At 66.9% G+C, this 15,034-nt stretch carries 17 protein-coding genes; 8 read left to right on the plus strand and 9 right to left on the minus strand.

The window, feature by feature from the left end:
• Positions 1 to 184: 184 nt before the first annotated feature.
• A complete protein-coding gene (locus ACWPMZ_RS13965; RefSeq protein WP_455704667.1) occupies positions 185 to 811 on the plus strand; it encodes a class I SAM-dependent methyltransferase in 627 nt (208 codons plus the stop codon).
• Between the two features lie 18 nt (positions 812 to 829).
• Here ACWPMZ_RS13965 and ACWPMZ_RS13970 read toward each other — a convergent pair whose 3' ends face one another.
• Positions 830 to 1,645: a glycerophosphoryl diester phosphodiesterase membrane domain-containing protein gene (locus ACWPMZ_RS13970; protein ID WP_455704668.1), complete on the minus strand. Its 816-nt coding sequence runs from the start codon at positions 1,643 to 1,645 to the stop codon at positions 830 to 832.
• A 62-nt stretch (positions 1,646 to 1,707) separates the two neighbouring features.
• On the opposite strand from ACWPMZ_RS13970, the gene lipB reads away from it, so the two are divergent.
• Both lipB and ACWPMZ_RS13980 read left to right on the plus strand, forming a co-directional pair.
• On the plus strand, positions 1,708 to 2,376 hold the full coding sequence (lipB, locus tag ACWPMZ_RS13975; RefSeq protein ID WP_455705160.1) for a lipoyl(octanoyl) transferase LipB: 669 nt from the start codon (positions 1,708 to 1,710) through the stop codon (positions 2,374 to 2,376).
• Positions 2,373 to 2,678: a hypothetical protein gene (locus ACWPMZ_RS13980; protein ID WP_455704669.1), complete on the plus strand. Its 306-nt coding sequence runs from the start codon at positions 2,373 to 2,375 to the stop codon at positions 2,676 to 2,678. The genes lipB and ACWPMZ_RS13980 overlap by 4 nt, the downstream gene beginning before the upstream one ends.
• Here ACWPMZ_RS13980 and ACWPMZ_RS13985 read toward each other — a convergent pair whose 3' ends face one another.
• A complete protein-coding gene (locus ACWPMZ_RS13985) occupies positions 2,679 to 3,548 on the minus strand; it encodes an HpcH/HpaI aldolase/citrate lyase family protein (RefSeq protein WP_455704670.1) in 870 nt (289 codons plus the stop codon).
• Positions 3,549 to 3,612: 64 nt separating this feature from the next.
• On the opposite strand from ACWPMZ_RS13985, the gene ACWPMZ_RS13990 reads away from it, so the two are divergent.
• Genes ACWPMZ_RS13990 through ACWPMZ_RS14000 form a run of 3 tightly spaced genes read left to right on the plus strand, consistent with a single transcriptional unit; the run spans position 3,613 to position 7,639 of the window.
• A complete protein-coding gene (locus tag ACWPMZ_RS13990) occupies positions 3,613 to 4,515 on the plus strand; it encodes a DMT family transporter (RefSeq protein ID WP_455704671.1) in 903 nt (300 codons plus the stop codon).
• A 26-nt stretch (positions 4,516 to 4,541) separates the two neighbouring features.
• Complete coding sequence (locus ACWPMZ_RS13995; protein WP_455704672.1) at positions 4,542 to 5,780, plus strand: MFS transporter; 1,239 nt, start codon at positions 4,542 to 4,544, stop codon at positions 5,778 to 5,780.
• A 53-nt stretch (positions 5,781 to 5,833) separates the two neighbouring features.
• On the plus strand, positions 5,834 to 7,639 hold the full coding sequence (locus ACWPMZ_RS14000) for a DUF885 domain-containing protein (protein ID WP_455704673.1): 1,806 nt from the start codon (positions 5,834 to 5,836) through the stop codon (positions 7,637 to 7,639).
• A gap of 12 nt (positions 7,640 to 7,651) precedes the next feature.
• Here the strand turns inward: ACWPMZ_RS14000 and ACWPMZ_RS14005 are convergent, their stop codons facing one another.
• The 5 genes from ACWPMZ_RS14005 to ACWPMZ_RS14025 are packed head-to-tail and all read right to left on the minus strand — an operon-like array spanning position 7,652 to position 12,421.
• Positions 7,652 to 8,989 carry a DUF2254 domain-containing protein gene (locus ACWPMZ_RS14005; RefSeq protein ID WP_455704674.1) on the minus strand — a complete coding sequence of 446 codons (1,338 nt, stop codon included), beginning with the start codon at positions 8,987 to 8,989 and terminating at the stop codon, positions 7,652 to 7,654.
• A gap of 33 nt (positions 8,990 to 9,022) precedes the next feature.
• A complete protein-coding gene (nadA, locus tag ACWPMZ_RS14010) occupies positions 9,023 to 10,009 on the minus strand; it encodes a quinolinate synthase NadA (protein ID WP_455704675.1) in 987 nt (328 codons plus the stop codon).
• 45 nt (positions 10,010 to 10,054) lie between these two features.
• Positions 10,055 to 10,819 (minus strand): hypothetical protein, encoded by a 765-nt coding sequence (locus ACWPMZ_RS14015; RefSeq protein ID WP_455704676.1) that lies wholly within the window; start codon positions 10,817 to 10,819, stop codon positions 10,055 to 10,057.
• Between the two features lie 58 nt (positions 10,820 to 10,877).
• Positions 10,878 to 11,573, minus strand: coding sequence for a DUF4230 domain-containing protein (locus ACWPMZ_RS14020; protein ID WP_455704677.1), 696 nt, complete (start codon positions 11,571 to 11,573; stop codon positions 10,878 to 10,880).
• Entirely contained in the window at positions 11,555 to 12,421 is an 867-nt protein-coding gene (locus ACWPMZ_RS14025; protein WP_455704678.1) for an MBL fold metallo-hydrolase, read from the minus strand. Before ACWPMZ_RS14025 ends, ACWPMZ_RS14020 begins: the two co-directional genes overlap by 19 nt.
• Before the next feature lie 34 nt (positions 12,422 to 12,455).
• Here ACWPMZ_RS14025 and glpK point away from each other — a divergent pair, with 34 nt between their 5' ends.
• Positions 12,456 to 13,925: a glycerol kinase GlpK gene (gene glpK, locus ACWPMZ_RS14030; protein ID WP_455704679.1), complete on the plus strand. Its 1,470-nt coding sequence runs from the start codon at positions 12,456 to 12,458 to the stop codon at positions 13,923 to 13,925.
• A gap of 2 nt (positions 13,926 to 13,927) precedes the next feature.
• Here glpK and ACWPMZ_RS14035 read toward each other — a convergent pair whose 3' ends face one another.
• Together ACWPMZ_RS14035 and ACWPMZ_RS14040 are read right to left on the minus strand one after the other, a co-directional pair.
• The gene (locus ACWPMZ_RS14035) at positions 13,928 to 14,431 is read right to left on the minus strand and encodes a DUF1465 family protein (RefSeq protein WP_455704680.1); all 504 of its coding nucleotides are present in this window, start codon (positions 14,429 to 14,431) and stop codon (positions 13,928 to 13,930) included.
• 60 nt (positions 14,432 to 14,491) lie between these two features.
• Entirely contained in the window at positions 14,492 to 14,689 is a 198-nt protein-coding gene (locus tag ACWPMZ_RS14040) for a YdcH family protein (protein WP_455704681.1), read from the minus strand.
• A 171-nt stretch (positions 14,690 to 14,860) separates the two neighbouring features.
• Here ACWPMZ_RS14040 and ACWPMZ_RS14045 point away from each other — a divergent pair, with 171 nt between their 5' ends.
• Positions 14,861 to 15,016: a YdcH family protein gene (locus ACWPMZ_RS14045; protein WP_455704682.1), complete on the plus strand. Its 156-nt coding sequence runs from the start codon at positions 14,861 to 14,863 to the stop codon at positions 15,014 to 15,016.
• Positions 15,017 to 15,034 lie beyond the last annotated feature (18 nt).

Consider the following 15,034-nt stretch of genomic DNA (forward strand, 5'->3'; position numbering starts at 1 on the left):
TTTGCCAGCGGGCGCCAGTCGTGAACGCCGTCGCGTCGGCCTGCCCACCAAGCCACATCCAACGCTTTGTTGCTCAGGGGAACGGCACCGAGCGCACCTGAGCCTTGCCTCGGCAAGGCATTTCTGCAAACGGCGCAGGCTTGACTGGCTTGCGCCGCGCAGCCGCTGAAGGGACGCCGAGCATATGGACAGCAGCGAGCTGGCCCGCGAACAACGCGGGGCGAAGCTGATGCGGCGAGTGACGCGGGCGATGGGGCCGGCGGGCGTTTTCTTCCAGGGCTTTCTCGAGCATCCCCGCATGGTCGGCTCGATCATTCCCTCGTCCGATCACACGATCGCGAAAATGCTGGCGCCGGTGAAGTGGGACGAGTGCAAGGTGTTCGTCGAATACGGTCCGGGCGTGGGCACGTTCTGCCGCCCGGTGCTGGACCGCCTGCCGCGTGACGGCGCGCTGGTCGTGATCGACACGAACCCGCTGTTCATCGACTATCTTACGCGCACCGTTGGCGACAGTCGTTTCCATCCGGTGCTGGGTTCCGCCGCCGACGTCGAGGACATCCTGAAGGCTCTCGGGTTCGACAAGGCCGACTACGTCCTCTCGGGGCTCCCGTTCTCGACCCTGCCCGACGGGGTCGGCCCGGCAATCGCCGCCGCCACTCACCGCGTGGTTCGCCAGGGCGGCGCTTTCCTGACCTATCAGTTCAGCGCGACCGCGCGCGATCTCACCGCGCGGCATTTCGGCCGGATCGAGACGGGGTTCGCATGGTGGAACATACCGCCATGCCTGCTGTGCTGGGGCTGGCAGGACTAGGCAGCCCCGGGGCCGGACCTACTCGAACGTTTCGGCAATCTCGCCGGCACTCGTTCCGGACAGCTGATCGTGCACCGCCGACAGCACGGCGAGGAAGCCGGTCACCCACAGCGCATTGATCAACGACGATATGATGGCGTTGACGAAGTGGCCGGCCTCGGGGCCGAGCGCCGCCACCAGGACCGCGACGAGCATGGAAATGACCATCGTCACCACCAGCAGGACAACCATCAGAAGAAAGTAGAACCCGAAGACCCTGAAGGAATTGCCCTTCGTGATCCGCCACGAGCGGCGCATGGCGACGATCGGATTGTTCGTCTCTTCCTTGACCAGCACGGGGGCCACGAGCGAGAATTTTACCATCGCGTAAGCCATCGCGGGTATCAGCAGCAGGATCGCGACGAAGGCCAGTTCCGCGATAGCCAAAGCGGAAATTGTCGCCACGATGGTGAAGATCAACGCGATCGCAAAACCTGCGAGAAGACAGGCGCCGAGATAGGGCAGAACCTTGCGCGCACCGATTGCCAGCGCCTCGCCCACTGTCGGCCGCCGAAAATCGGTCAGCAAGGCAAGCATGCCCAGCATCCCGGTTCCCTGCACGAAGAAGAGGATGATCAGCAGCCACCAATAGCTGGCATAGAAATCGCCCATTTGCGCATAGGCAGCTTCCATGCTTTCGGGATCGCCGATGGCACTGCCCGTGTCCGGCATCGCCAACATGAACACGACATAGGGCAGGAAGAAGAAAACGCCGGCCACAATCGACACGACCTGCCTGTTGGCAGACAGCAGCGCCATCGCCTCGTTCCACGCCCGGTTCATTTCCAGCTTCACGAACCACCCCTTCGTTGATCGACCCCTTGATAAACCTGCCGCTCCTCGCCACGCAATCGCTCATGTCCGGCACTCCCCAGTCTGGTATCGAATGGAAGCACTCGGCAGAGGCCGTCGACTATCGGGACGCGCTGGCCGCGCAGGAGGCGCGCAATGCCGCCATCGCCGCCGAAAGCGCCTCTGAGATGATCTGGCTGCTCGAACATCCTCCCGTCTACACGGCGGGGACGAGCGCGGATCCGGCCGAGATGATCGATCCGCGGTTCGACGTGATCGAGACGGGCCGCGGCGGACGCTACACCTATCACGGGCCCGGGCAGAGGGTGGCTTACGTCCTGCTCGATCTCGGCAAGCGCGGGCGCGATGTGCGCTGTTTCGTCCACGCGCTGGAGGGGTGGGTCATCGACACCCTGGGCGATTTCGGCGTGCCGAGCTGGCGGGCGGAGGGACGCGTCGGGATATGGACGCGCGACGTGGACGGACGGGAGGCGAAGATCGGCGCCATCGGCGTCCGGATCCGGCGCTGGGTGACGATGCACGGGTTTGCCGTCAATCTCGACCCGGATCTGGATCACTTCGCCGGGATCGTGCCGTGCGGCATCGCCGAATACGGCGTGACCAGCCTCGCCCGGCTGGGAAAGGCGGTTGCGCCCGGCGCGTGGGATGAGGCATTGCAGCGCCGCGCGGACGATTTCCTTGCCGCGCTTGCCAAGCCGGAGTGTGCCGTTTGACCTTTATCCGCATCGCTTTTGCCGGCGCCGTCCTGCTGCTTGCCGGGTGCAACGACACCGCGCCGCCGGAAGAGGGCGGCCTGAAGGGCGAAGTGCTGGAAGGGACCATCAGCGACGCGATGGTCCCGCTCGACCAGGTCCGCTCGCGCGCGCCGCTTGCCGAGCCGGGTGGGGACGGGGAGGGAACCTCGCCTGCCGCGCCGGGCCGGACGAGCACCCAGGCTGCCGAGGTCGACGCGGCGCAGCCCACGCCCGAACCTGCAGAAACTCCGGCCGAGCCGGAAACCGAAGAAGCCGAGTAGCTAGTCCGCCCGCGCGAGCAGCTTGCGCGCCTGTTCGAGGTGCGGCTGGTCGATCATCCGCCCGTCGAGCTGCAGCGCGCCCGCACCGGGATTGGCCGCGAAGGCCGCGACGATCGCGCGCGCTTCGGCCAGTTCGCCTTCGGTCGGGGTGAAGGCCGCGTTGATGATCTCGACCTGCCCGGGATGGATCGCCAGCATTCCGGCAAATCCGTCGGCACGGCTCTCGTCGGCCACGCGCCTGAGGCCGTCCATGTCGCGGAAGTCGGCATGGAGTGTGTCGATCGCCAGCACGCCGCGGGCATGGGCGGCCAGCACGACCATCGAGCGGACCATGCGGAAGGTGTCGGTCCAGCGGCCGTTCGCATCGCGCTTGCGGCTGGCCCCGAGCGAGGCGGACAGATCTTCCGCTCCCCAGGTAAGGCCGGCGAGACGCGGTAGCTCCGTGGCCGCGTAGGCCGGAATTCCCAGGGCCGCGGCGGGGGTTTCGCTGACCAGCGGTAGGATGCGGGTCGAATTGGTGGCGACCCCGTTGCGGCCTTCGAGCTCGTAGAGCTCGGCGGCAAGGATGCGCAGTTGCTCCGGCCCGGCGGCCTTGGGCACCATGATGCCCGCCGGCCGCGAGGGCATGACGGCGGCGAGATCCTCCCGCCAGAGCGGCCCGTCGAGCGGATTGATCCTGACCCAGCGCTGCGCGGCCCCGCCGCCCCCGTGCTGCAGCCAGCCCGCGGCGAGCTGCCGCGCCTGGACCTTGGCCTGCGGGGCGACGGCGTCCTCCAGGTCGACGATCAGCACGTCGGCGCCCAGTTCGGCCGCCTTGGCCAGCTTGCGGTCGCTGTCACCCGGGACGAACAGCCAAGAACGCATCGGCATGGTCGGCAATCTCCTTTGCGACGATTCCTATAGCCAAGCGCGCCGCCACCGCTAGGGCCGCGGCATGCCCTCTCGCATTCCCCCGCGCTGGTTGCTCGTCGCCATGCTGCTGGCCGGCAACGCCGCGCTGGCGGTCGGGCCGTGGTTCGTGCGCGTGGCCGACAGCGGGCCCATTTCGGCGGGGTTCTGGCGGGTCGCCCTGGCCGCACCGGCCCTGTTCCTGCTGGCGCGCTGGCAGGACGGGGCGGGCGCGCCGGCCGTACCGCGCAAGCTTGCCTGGGCGGTGGCGCTGGGCGGCGTGCTGTTCGCCCTCGACCTTGCCAGCTGGCACATCGGGATCGGCTACACGCGCCTCGGTAACGCGGCCCTGTTCGGCAATTCTGGCAGCCTGATCCTGATGGTCTGGGGCTTCGTGGCGTGGCGCCGCTGGCCCGCGGCGCGCGAATGGATCGCCGTGGCGGCCGCGGTCGGCGGCGTCGCAATCCTGCTCGGCCGCAGCTTCGAACTGTCGCTGCAGACGCTGTACGGCGACCTGTTCTGCCTCCTCGCCGGGATGCTCTATGCCTTCTACCTGCTGATCCTGCAGGATGCGCGCCAGGCGCTGGGCGCCTGGCGGCTGCTTGCCCGGGCCAGCGCGGCGAGCATTCCCGTACTGCTGATCGCGGCGCTGGCGCATGGCGAGCCGGTCTGGCCGCAGAACTGGGGGCCGGTCGTCGGCCTGGCATTGTCCAGCCAGGTGATCGGGCAAGGGCTGCTGGTCTATTCGCTCCGCCATTTCCCCCCGCTGGTGATCGGTCTCGCGCTGTTGACCCAGCCGGCGGTGGCGGCGGTCGCGGGCTGGCTGGCGTTCGGCGAGACGCTCGGCCTGGTCGACGTGATCGGCATGGCACTGGTTGCCCTCGCCCTCGTGATCGCGCGCGCTTCGGGGGAATCGACGCCGGTTCCGGCTGCTGTTAAACATCCGTGAGGGGAGTTTAACGGGGGGGGTATCACATGCAGCAAGACGGCAAGGGCTGGGAAACCGGCTACGAGTGGAAGATCATCCTGATCCTCAGCCTGACGTTCGGGCTGGTCGGGCTCGACAGGTTCATCCTGCCGGTGCTGTTTCCGGCCTTCATGGACGAGCTCGGGCTGACCTATGCCGACCTCGGCAACCTGGTTGGCATCCTCGCCGTATTCTGGGGCATCTCGGCTTTCGCGATGGGCTTCCTGTCCGACCGGGTCGGGCGCCGGAAGGTGCTGATCCCCGCAGTGATCATCTTCTCGCTGATGTCCGCCCTGTCCGGCGTGGTGGGCGGTCTGGTCAGCCTGCTGCTGGTGCGCGCGATCATGGGCCTGGCCGAAGGGCCGGTCGCATCGATCGGCGTGGCCGTCGCCGTCGAAGCCTCGCACCCGAAGCGGCGCGGCATGAACAACGGCATCTTCCAGTGCATGATCAGCCTGATGGGCAATGCCGTGGGCCCGATCATCGCCACGCAGTTGCTGCTGGTCACGGACTGGCGCACCGTGTTCATGCTGGTCGGCATTCCCGGCCTGATCATGGCGGCCGTAATGTATTTCGTCGTGCGCGAGCCGGCGGCGCCCGCCCCGGTCGAAGGCGGCGCCACGGTGGTCCGGCCGAGCTTTGCCGACCTGTTTCGCCATCGCAACGTGGGGCTGGCGATGATCACGCTGATGTGCGCGATGGGCGGCATCTTCGTGATGGGGGCCATGATGCCCAGCTACCTGACCGACTTCCTCGGGCTGTCGGTGCAGGAAATGGGCTTCGTCACCTCGGCCATCGGCTTCGGCGGCGCGCTGGGCCAGTTCGCGATGCCGACGTTGTCGGACTTCATCGGCCGCAAGATCACCATCCTGATCTCCTATATCCTGGCCGCCGTGTTCATCTGGTTCTTCGTGCGGGCAGGGGCCGACAACCTCGGGGCATTGTTCTGGCTGCTGTTCTTCGCTGCCCTGTTCAACTTCTCGGCCCTGGCAACGCTTGCCGGGCCGGTCGCGGCGGAGGCGGCTCCTGTCGGCATGATCGCATCGGTCGCCGGCCTGGTCATCGGCGCGGGCGAGATATTCGGCGGCGGTGTGGCGCCGATGATCGCCGGCCAGATCGCGGCCGGCAGCGGGATCGAGAACGTGTTCACTTTCGTGATCGCCAGCCTGATCCTCGGCTTCGTGGTGGCGCTGTTCCTCAAGGAAACCGCGCCGCGCAAGGTGGAAGGGCCGGTCGCGCTCGTCTGACGGGCAGAGCACCCGAATTGTCCTCGTGCCGCGCGGCTGGTAGCAGGCGCTGCATGAGGACAATCGCTTCGAAATTCATGCTAGCCGCAACCGCATCCTGGCTTGCCGGCTGCGCCACGGTGCCTGCCGCGCCGCCCCCCGCCACCGCCGTTCCCGCCGAGGTGATCGCCATGCCGACCGATGCCCAGGTGAACGAGGCGTTCGAAAAGGTTGGGCGCAGTTACGTCGATATCCTGACCGCGCTCGACCCTGTTGCAGCGACCGGGCTGGGCGACCACGAGCACGACGCAGATCTGCCCGCCCTCGGGCCCGAGGCGCGGGCGACCGAGGCGGCGATGTACCGCAACCTGCAGCAGGCGCTCGGGCAGATCGACCCGGCCCGGCTGACCCGCGAGAACCAGGTCGACTACGCGCTCCTGAAGAACAGGCTCGCCTACGACCTGTGGGATCTGGAAGTGCTGCAGACCTGGGCGTGGAACCCGCAAGTCTACAACAACACCGCGGCGAACGCGCTCTATTCGCTCGTGGCGCGCGACTTCGCCCCCTGGCCCCAGCGGTTCGAGAACATCGTCGCGCGGATGGAGAAGATCCCCGCCTATCTCGAAGCTTCGCGCCAGCAGCTCGATCCGGCGCGCGTACCCAAGATTCAGGCTGAAACGGTTTCGCGCCAGAACGCCGGTCTGATGGAAATCGTCGACGCGGCGCTGATGCCCGAGGTCGCGCGCAGCGGCGTCGAACGGACGCGCTTCGATGCCGCTCTCGCCGGCCTGAAGACCGCGGTGACTGTCCAGCAGACTTGGCTCGACACCGTGCTCGTGCCCAACGCCCGCGGCGACTTCCGGCTCGCGCCCGAGCTGTACGACCAGAAGATGCGCTTCGCCCTCCAGCGCGACATCCCGCGCACCGAGCTCAAGGCGAAGGCCCAGGCGGCTTACGACGAGGCCCGCGCGCAGATGGAAACGGTCGCCCGGACCTTTCCCGAGTGCGACAAGGGCAATCAGCAGCAGGCGATCGAATGCGCGCTGGCCAAGTCCTATGCCCGGCGGGCGACCCGCACGACCCTGGAGGACGAGGCGCGCGCCACGCTCGCCACGGCGACCGCCTTCACCGCCGAACGCGGCTTCGTCGCCATGCCGAGCGGCCCGGTGCAGATCATCACCATGCCCAAGTTCCAGCAGGGCAATGCCGTCGCCTATGACGACGCGCCCGGCCCGCTGGAGCGCGACCAGCCCAATTTCTACGCCATCTCGCCGATCCCGGCCGAATGGAGCGACGCCCAGGCGACCAGCTTCCTGACCGAATACAATTGGTACATGCTCCATGAGCTCTCGATCCACGAGGGCGTGCCGGGGCATTACCTTCAGCTCGACCATGCAAGCCGTTTCCCCGGCATGCTGCGCGCCGTCCTGCAATCGGGCCCGTTCGTGGAGGGTTGGGCGGTCTATTCCGAGCGGGTGATGGCCGAGGAAGGCTATCTCGGTGGGCGCGAAACCGTCGATGGCCGCCTGTTCGAACTGACGATGCTCAAGATGCGCCTGCGCTCGATCGTGAACACCCTGCTCGACATCGGCATCCACACCGAGGGTATGACACGCGAGCAGGCGATGGAGCTGATGACCGTCGGCGCCTTCCAGCAGGAGCGCGAGGCAGCCGGCAAGTGGGTGCGCGGGCAGCTCTCGTCGGTCCAGTTGCTCAGCTACTTCAGCGGCTACGAGGAACACCTGGAGATGCGGCGCGAGGCGGAACGGCGCTGGGGCAAGGACTTCGACCTGCGCAAATACCACGATGCCGCGCTGGCCCACGGCTCGCCGCCGGCGAAGTACGTGCGCGCGCTGCTGTTCGACCTGCCGATCGAGTAGGGGCGGGCGCGATCAGGCGAAGGCCCGGCTGAACCCCACGTAACGGGCTTCGACATCCTGCAGGTCGGGCCCTTGCAGGTTCAGGCGCACCTGTTCGATCAGCAAGTCGCCCTGCTGCGCCAGCAGGCGGCGGCGCCGTTCGTCCTCGATCGGGGCGGCCGCGTGCCGCAAGGTGTCGAACATGACCAGTGCCGCAGTGTGGCTGGTCGCCACGGCGCTGCGCATCGCGCCGAAGCCGCGCTGAAGGTAGTGATCGAAATCGTCGGGCAGCGGGATGACCCGGTCGGCGGCATCGCCCTTGCCGTCCTGGTCGCGGTCCAACTTGATCAGTTCGCGCGCGCCGAGTTCCGCCGTGGCGGCGCCTAGCCAGTGCATCGCCGTGATCGCGGTGAACGGATCGTTGATCCCGGGGCTGAGCGCACGCAGGCCGATCTCCACCAGCTCGTCGATCAGGAATTGCGAGTCCTGCTTGGGCGTGCGGGTGGCGCCGAAGCTGAAGCAGCCTTCCAGGTAGGGTTGTGCCTCTTCATCACCGCTGCCGTCGTCGGGCACCATGCGCGCCAGAGTGCTGCCGCGATGGACGAAATCGCCGGTCCGGACCTCCAGCGCGATCCGCGCGGAGTGCCCCTGTGCCGCATCGCACAGGCCTTCGAAGTCGATGATCTGCACATATCCGATGCGGGTGGCGCGCACCTGCTGCCCGCCCTTGGGCGCCTCGGGTGCCTTCAGGCCCGTATTCTCGTCCGGAAACGAGGATCGGATGCCCTTCAGCAGGCGCCGGCCGATCCCTTCCAGCACGGTGTTGATCCGGATCGAGCTGGGCACATGGTTCAGGAAAAACACCAGCACGGCGACGGAGACTGCCATAAGGCCATAGGCGATCAGCAAGGACAGTTGCGGAACGAAGCCGGGCAGGGTCGTGCTGGCGGCGTCGGCCGCATTGCTCGCCACCTCGTCCTCGGCCCGCACGGTGCGCAGGACCGTCAGTGCATAGACGAAGGTGCCGATGAAGGTTGCCAGCGAAAGCTGGTTGCCCTTGTCCTCCATGAAATTGGTCAGGAGGCGCGGGCCGTATGTGCCGCTGGCATAGGCGACCGCGGCGATCGTGATCGAAAACACCGTCGAGGCCACGCCGATCATCGACCCGGCGATCACCGTAAGCATGTTGGAAGCGGAATTGGGGCGCGCGGGGACAATCCACTGGGTATCGTTGAGCGCTTCGGAAAAGCCGTGCCGGTCGAGCCAGACCATTGCGAGTGCAAACGCGACGGCCAGCACCGAAAACAGTGCCGGCCAGAACCAGTAGTTCGCGTTTAGCCGGCTCCACAGCCAGCTTAGGTCTGCCCTCATGCGAGGGATAACGCGCGAGTTCGCGGGGTGTGCCTAGGCCCGCCCCAGGTCGCCCTTGCCGACGGTACCGCTGGCCATCTCGAGCATCCGGTCGAGGCTGCGCTTGGCTTGCAGGCGAAGGCCCTCCTCGATCTCGATGCGGGGTTCGAGATCGCGCAGGCAGGCGTAGAGCTTCTCCATCGTGTTGAGCGCCATGTACGGGCAGATGTTGCAGTTGCAGTTCCCGTCCGCCCCGGGCGCGCCGATGAAGGTCTTCTCCGGAATCGCCTTTTCCATCTGGTGGATGATGTGCGGCTCGGTCGCCACGATCAGCGTGTCGCCGGGGAAGGACTTGGCGAATCCGAGAATGCCACTGGTCGAACCGACGTAATCGGCGTGGTCGATGATGTGCGGCGGGCACTCGGGGTGCGCCGCAACCGGCGCGTCGGGATGCTCGGCCTTGAGCTTGAGCAGTTCGCGCTCGCTGAAAGCCTCGTGCACGATGCACACGCCGGGCCAGAGCAGCATGTCGCGGCCGAACTTGCGGTTGAGATAGCCGCCCAGATGCCGGTCGGGGCCGAAGATGATCTTCTGGTCCGCCGGAATCTGGCTGAGGATGGTCTCCGCGCTCGAGCTGGTGACGATCACGTCGGACAGCGCCTTAACCTCGGTCGAGCAGTTGATGTAAGTCAGCGCGATATGGTCGGGGTGCGCCTCGCGAAAGGCGCGGAACTTCTCCGGCGGACAACTGTCCTCCAGACTGCATCCGGCATCCATGTCGGGCAGGACGACGATCTTCTCAGGGCTCAGGATCTTGGCGGTGTCAGCCATGAACTTGACGCCGCAGAACGCGATGACGTCGGCGTCGGTGTCGGCCGCCTTGCGGCTCAGTTCGAGGCTGTCGCCGACGAAATCGGCAAGGTCCTGCAATTCCGGCTTCTGATAGTAGTGCGCCAGGATGACCGCGTTGCGCTCCTTGCGCAGACGATCGATCTCGGCGCGCAGATCGGCGCCCGTGGGAAGTCTGGTTTCGATGCTCATGCCTGGGGCAACCTTTCAACGAGCGCTTGGCTCCGCAAAAGGTCCCTACATCGGCGGGAAGAACGCTTCCATAGGCCTGTTTGCCCCCGGCGTGCCCGCGATCACCGACTGGGTGAACGCGATGCCCCAGTCGCTGTAGGCGACGAGGTCGGCCACGATCTGGATCGCGACGAAGGTCCCGATCCCCACCAGCCATGCGGGATGGACCCGGCCGTAGCGGCGCTTGTCGGCCAGCATGCCGATCGCCGGGAAGATCATCGGCACCAGGATGGAGCCGACCCACCAGGCATAGGGAATGAGGAACGGCATCGGCAGGATGCGGCCGAGACCGGGTCCGGTCAGGATGGCGAAGGCGCAGAACATCAATCGCCGATGCCAGCCGGTGTTGGCACGCACCGCGATGGCGGCCACGACCATTGCTATCACGCCGGCGAGCTGCAGCGTGTTGCTGAACATGAACTGGTTCTGGTCGAAGAAGGGCGGCCCGCCCGCCGATTGCAGCGAGGCGCGGGTTATCAGGACCCCCATGATCGCCACCAGCGGCAGCCAGGCGGCGGCGATCCAGCCGATCCTGCGGTGTAGCCGGTTGTTGCGCGCGTAGATCAGGGCGTTCTGCGCGACATAGAGCCCCATCCAGCCCATCATCACCCAGGCGTGGAAGTGGACCAGCCAGGGCGCGCCGAAGCTGGATCTGCCCAGCGCCGCGTTCATGCCGAAGCCGACCACGTTGGCGCCCGCCATCACGCAGGCCATGATGAAGAAGAAGCGCGCCTCGCTCTCTGCAGGACGCGAAAAAGGAATGGTTGCCATCGCCGTTTCCCCCCGGCGAGGATGATAATTGTTTATCGCAACATTGGCAATCGGCCGCTTACTGGGCGACGTCCCCGTCGAAAGCGACCTCGACCTTTACGTCGCCGTAGCCGGCAACCTGCAGCGGGATGGTCAGGTTCTGCCGGATCGCTTCCTTCGCCGCAGTCTTGGCCAGAGCCAGGATTTCCGCGTTGCGGGCAAATTCGCTCGCCTTGCGTTCCGCCTGGGCCGAGTTGTTGCGGGCCAGATCCTGCGCCGCGCCGCCGGTGACGAAGTTGCCGTCGGTAAACAGCCGGGCCGACTTTTCGTCGAGGTTGGGGATCGAGGTCTGGAGCGGGGGAAGCTGGACGCGCAACGTGTCGCTACCGTCGTCCCATTGCATCCGGTCGCGGCCGACACTGGCGAGATTGACGCGGTACTCTACTGTTGCCGGGACGATCATCGCCTGGCGGCTCTTGAGGACCGGCAGGCCGAGCGGACCGCGCTGATCGGTGCTTTCGGCCACGACCTCGAAGCGGCTGGAGAACACGGTGAGCGAATTCTGCTTCTCGAACGCCAGCATGGCGCTTGCCACCGGATCGCCTTCCGCCTGGTAGAAGAAAGCGCGCCAGGCCAGCCAGGCGGCGACGGCAAGCATCACGATGAAGAGGAGCCAGGGGACCATCTGCACGCGGGCGAGGGCCGGCTCGCGCCGCGCTTCGGGCAGCGGGCGGAGGGTTTCGCTTGCGGGGCGGTTCAGGGTGTCGTCGACCATATGTCCAGTGAACGGGCGACCTGCCCCCGACGTTCCAGATCGAGCAAATGTGCTTCGACCGAGAGCCCCGCCGCGGGCCAGAGGAATTCCGCCACCCCCTTGTACATGACCGGCACCAGGTCGGCGATCGCCTGCGGCCGTTCGCCCAGCAGACGCAGGATCTGCCGTTCGCGCTGGCGGCGATGCCCGATCATCCCGCGCACGAGCTGGCGCGGATTGCCGACCGCGGGGCCATGCGCGGGATAGTAGATCCGGTCGTCGCGCGCATGGAGCTTGTCGAGGCTGGCCATGTAGGCGGCCATGTCGCCGTCGGGCGGGGCGACCACGGTGGTCGACCAGCCCATCACGTGGTCGCCGGTGAACACGGCTCCGGCCCCTTCCAGCGCGAAGCACAGGTGGTTCGAGGTGTGGCCCGGCGTGGCGAGAGCGGTGAGCGTCCACCCGGGACCGGATATACCCTCGCCGTCGGCCAGGATGCGGTCGGGAGCATAAGTAGTGTCGAACGGCGCGTCGGCGCGGGGTCCGGCGTTCTCGAGCACCAGCGGCGCGCAGCCGACAACCGGCGCGCCGGTGCGTTCGGCAAGCGGGGCCGCCGCGGGGGAATGGTCGCGGTGCGTGTGGGTACACATGATGGCCACGACCTTGGCCTCGCCGATGGCGCGCGCGAGGGCATCGAGGTGGGCTTCGTCGGCCGGCCCGGGATCGATGACCGCCAGCCCCTCGTCGCTTCCGACGAGGTAGGTTTGGGTGCCGGTATAGGTGAACGGCGAGACGTTGGGCGCCAGCACCCGCCGCACCAGCGGTTCGAGCTGCTCCGTCTCGCCGGTCGGCCAGGGTTGCGGGGGCATCGCCATCGCCTGCATATGGCGGGCGGGAGACGATATGCAAACGACCGAACCGCTGATCCTGGTGCTGGACGAAGGCACGACCTCGACCCGGGCGATGTTGTTCACCGCCGGCGGCGAGTTGCGCGGCCAGGCGCAGCGTGAGCTCACGCAGCATTATCCGCGGCCCGGCTGGGTGGAGCACGATGCGGCCGAGATCTGGCACCATACCCTGGCTTGCGCGCAGGAGATGGTCGCGGCGGCCGGGGGTGCGGGACGCATTGCGTGCCTGGGGGTGACCAACCAGCGCGAAACCGTGGTCGCCTGGGATCGGGCGACGGGCGAACCGCTTTCGCGTGCAATCGTGTGGCAGGACCGGCGAACGGCCGAAACCTGTGCCGCCTTGCGCGATTCGGGCGCGGAGGATGCCGTCCGGCGCCAGACCGGGCTCATGCTCGACCCCTATTTCTCGGCCACCAAGATGCGCTGGCTGCTGGACAACGAGCCGGGCGTTCGTGCGGCGGCGGATGCCGGCACCCTGGCTTTCGGGACGGTCGAATCCTGGTTGGTGTGGAAGCTGACCGGTGCCCACCTGACCGATGCCGCCAACGCCAGCCGCACGCTTTTGCTCGCCCTGGATGGAGCGACCTGGGACGAAGGGCTGTGCGACCTGTTCGGGGTGCCGCGCTCCGCCCTGCCAGAGGTTGTCGACAACGCTGGCCAGTTCGGGACCACTACACTTTTCGACGCGCCGATCCCGGTCACCGGGCTGGCCGGCGACCAGCAGGCTGCGACGATCGGGCAGGGCTGCCTCGCGCCCGGCGACACCAAGGCGACCTTCGGCACAGGCGCGTTCGTCCTGGCCAACATGGGTGGGCGATTGCCGCATTCGGCCCACCGCCTGCTTGGGACGGTCCTGGCGCAGATCGCCGGCCGGCGCACCTACGCGCTCGAGGGGTCCATCTTCGTCGCGGGCAGCCTGTTCCAATGGCTGCGCGATTCGCTGGGCCTGATCGTCAGTGCACCCGAAAGCGAGGACCTGGCCCGTTCGGTCCCCGACAGCGCCGGTGTCGTGTTCGTCCCGGCTTTGTCCGGCCTTGGCGCGCCCCACTGGCGGGCCGAGGCGCGCGGACTGGTCGATGGCCTGACATTCGCCGCGACCCGCGCGCACGTCGTTCGCGCCGCGCTCGAATCGGTCAGCCACCAGACTCGCGACCTGGCCGAGGCTTTCGCGGCCGACGGCGCACCGTGGGCGACATTGCGGATCGACGGGGGGATGAGCGCCAACGACTGGCTGGCGCAGGATCTTGCCGGGACGCTGCAGGTCCCCGTCGTGCGGCCCGATTTCGTGGAGACGACGGCGCTCGGCGCGGCGATGCTGGCGGCGGTGGGCGCCGGGCTTCACGCCTCGCTGGAAAGCGCCGCCGGGGCGATGATCGGCGCGACCAGGCTTTTCAGTCCCGACATGCCGGAGGCGGTTCGTGCCGCCCGCCTCATGGCTTGGCGGGCGGCACTCGCCAAAGTCTGACGCTAGCGTGCGCCCATTTCTGAGCCGAGCCGTTCGCGCAGACGATGAATGGCGGCGGGATACATCCGGAAGCGATCGCGCCAGGCATTGTCGAGCCGGGCGATGCGATCGTGAAAGCGTTCGGTCCGGCGGATCAGCCTGACGAGGTCCGGCGTCAGCATGGCCAGCTGATCGGCGTCGGCCGGCGGCTGCCCGCCCGGCAACCGACCGTGATGGCGCAGCTGGAATTCACTGAGTTCGCCCGCGAAGAAGGCCCGCTGGTTGAGCAACCAAGCGATGGCGTGCATCATCCGTGTGGTCGTTCGCAGCGCCTCGCAGGACAAAGCGACACGGGCGAGATCCTCGTCCGCCCCGGCCAGATCGAGCCGGCCCGAGAGATCGAACGCGGCGCGCACCTCGTCGGCCAGGGTTAGCGCCTCGGTATAGAGCGATTCGATGATCGTGGGGCTGATGCTTGCATGGTCCGCCATCTCGATCGAGGGGCTAAACCCTTTCCGCGAAGCCATGCCAGCACGTTAACCAAGGTTTTCCGCCGCGATTTGGCGCTGTCCCCAGCCGACACGCTTTCAGGCGATAATGTCGGGCATGAGATAGTCCTCGAACGCCGCGATCTGATCCTTCAGCAGCAGCTTGCGCTTCTTCAGCCGGGCGATCTGCAACTGATCCTGGCTGCCGGTTTCGGTCAGAGCCGAGATCGCGGCATCGAGATCGCGGTGTTCGGTGCGCATCAAGGCCAGGCGGCGGCGCATTTCGTCTTCTGTCACGTTCGACTTGCCCCACCCGTGTTCGTCACGTCGCCACGCGCGACCGGTTCGCCGCGGCATCGTTTGGTGAATTAACGATTGTGTGTTTTGATGACAATCGCACGGCTCATCGGCCGCACAGCCTGAGTCGCGCAGCGGGTCGCAAGACCGCAGGCTTACCAGGAGAACACGATGGAAAATTCGCATGTCGCCGCCCTCCAGACCAAGCACGACGGACTGGAGCGCAAGCTGAAGGACGAACTGAACCGGCCGGCACCCGACATCGCAATCATCCAGACCCTCAAGAAGCAAAAGCTCCTCATCAAGGAAGAGCTCGCACACATCTAAAATCGAGAAATTCGCAGG

The organism is Tsuneonella sp. HG222 (assembly GCF_053819185.1).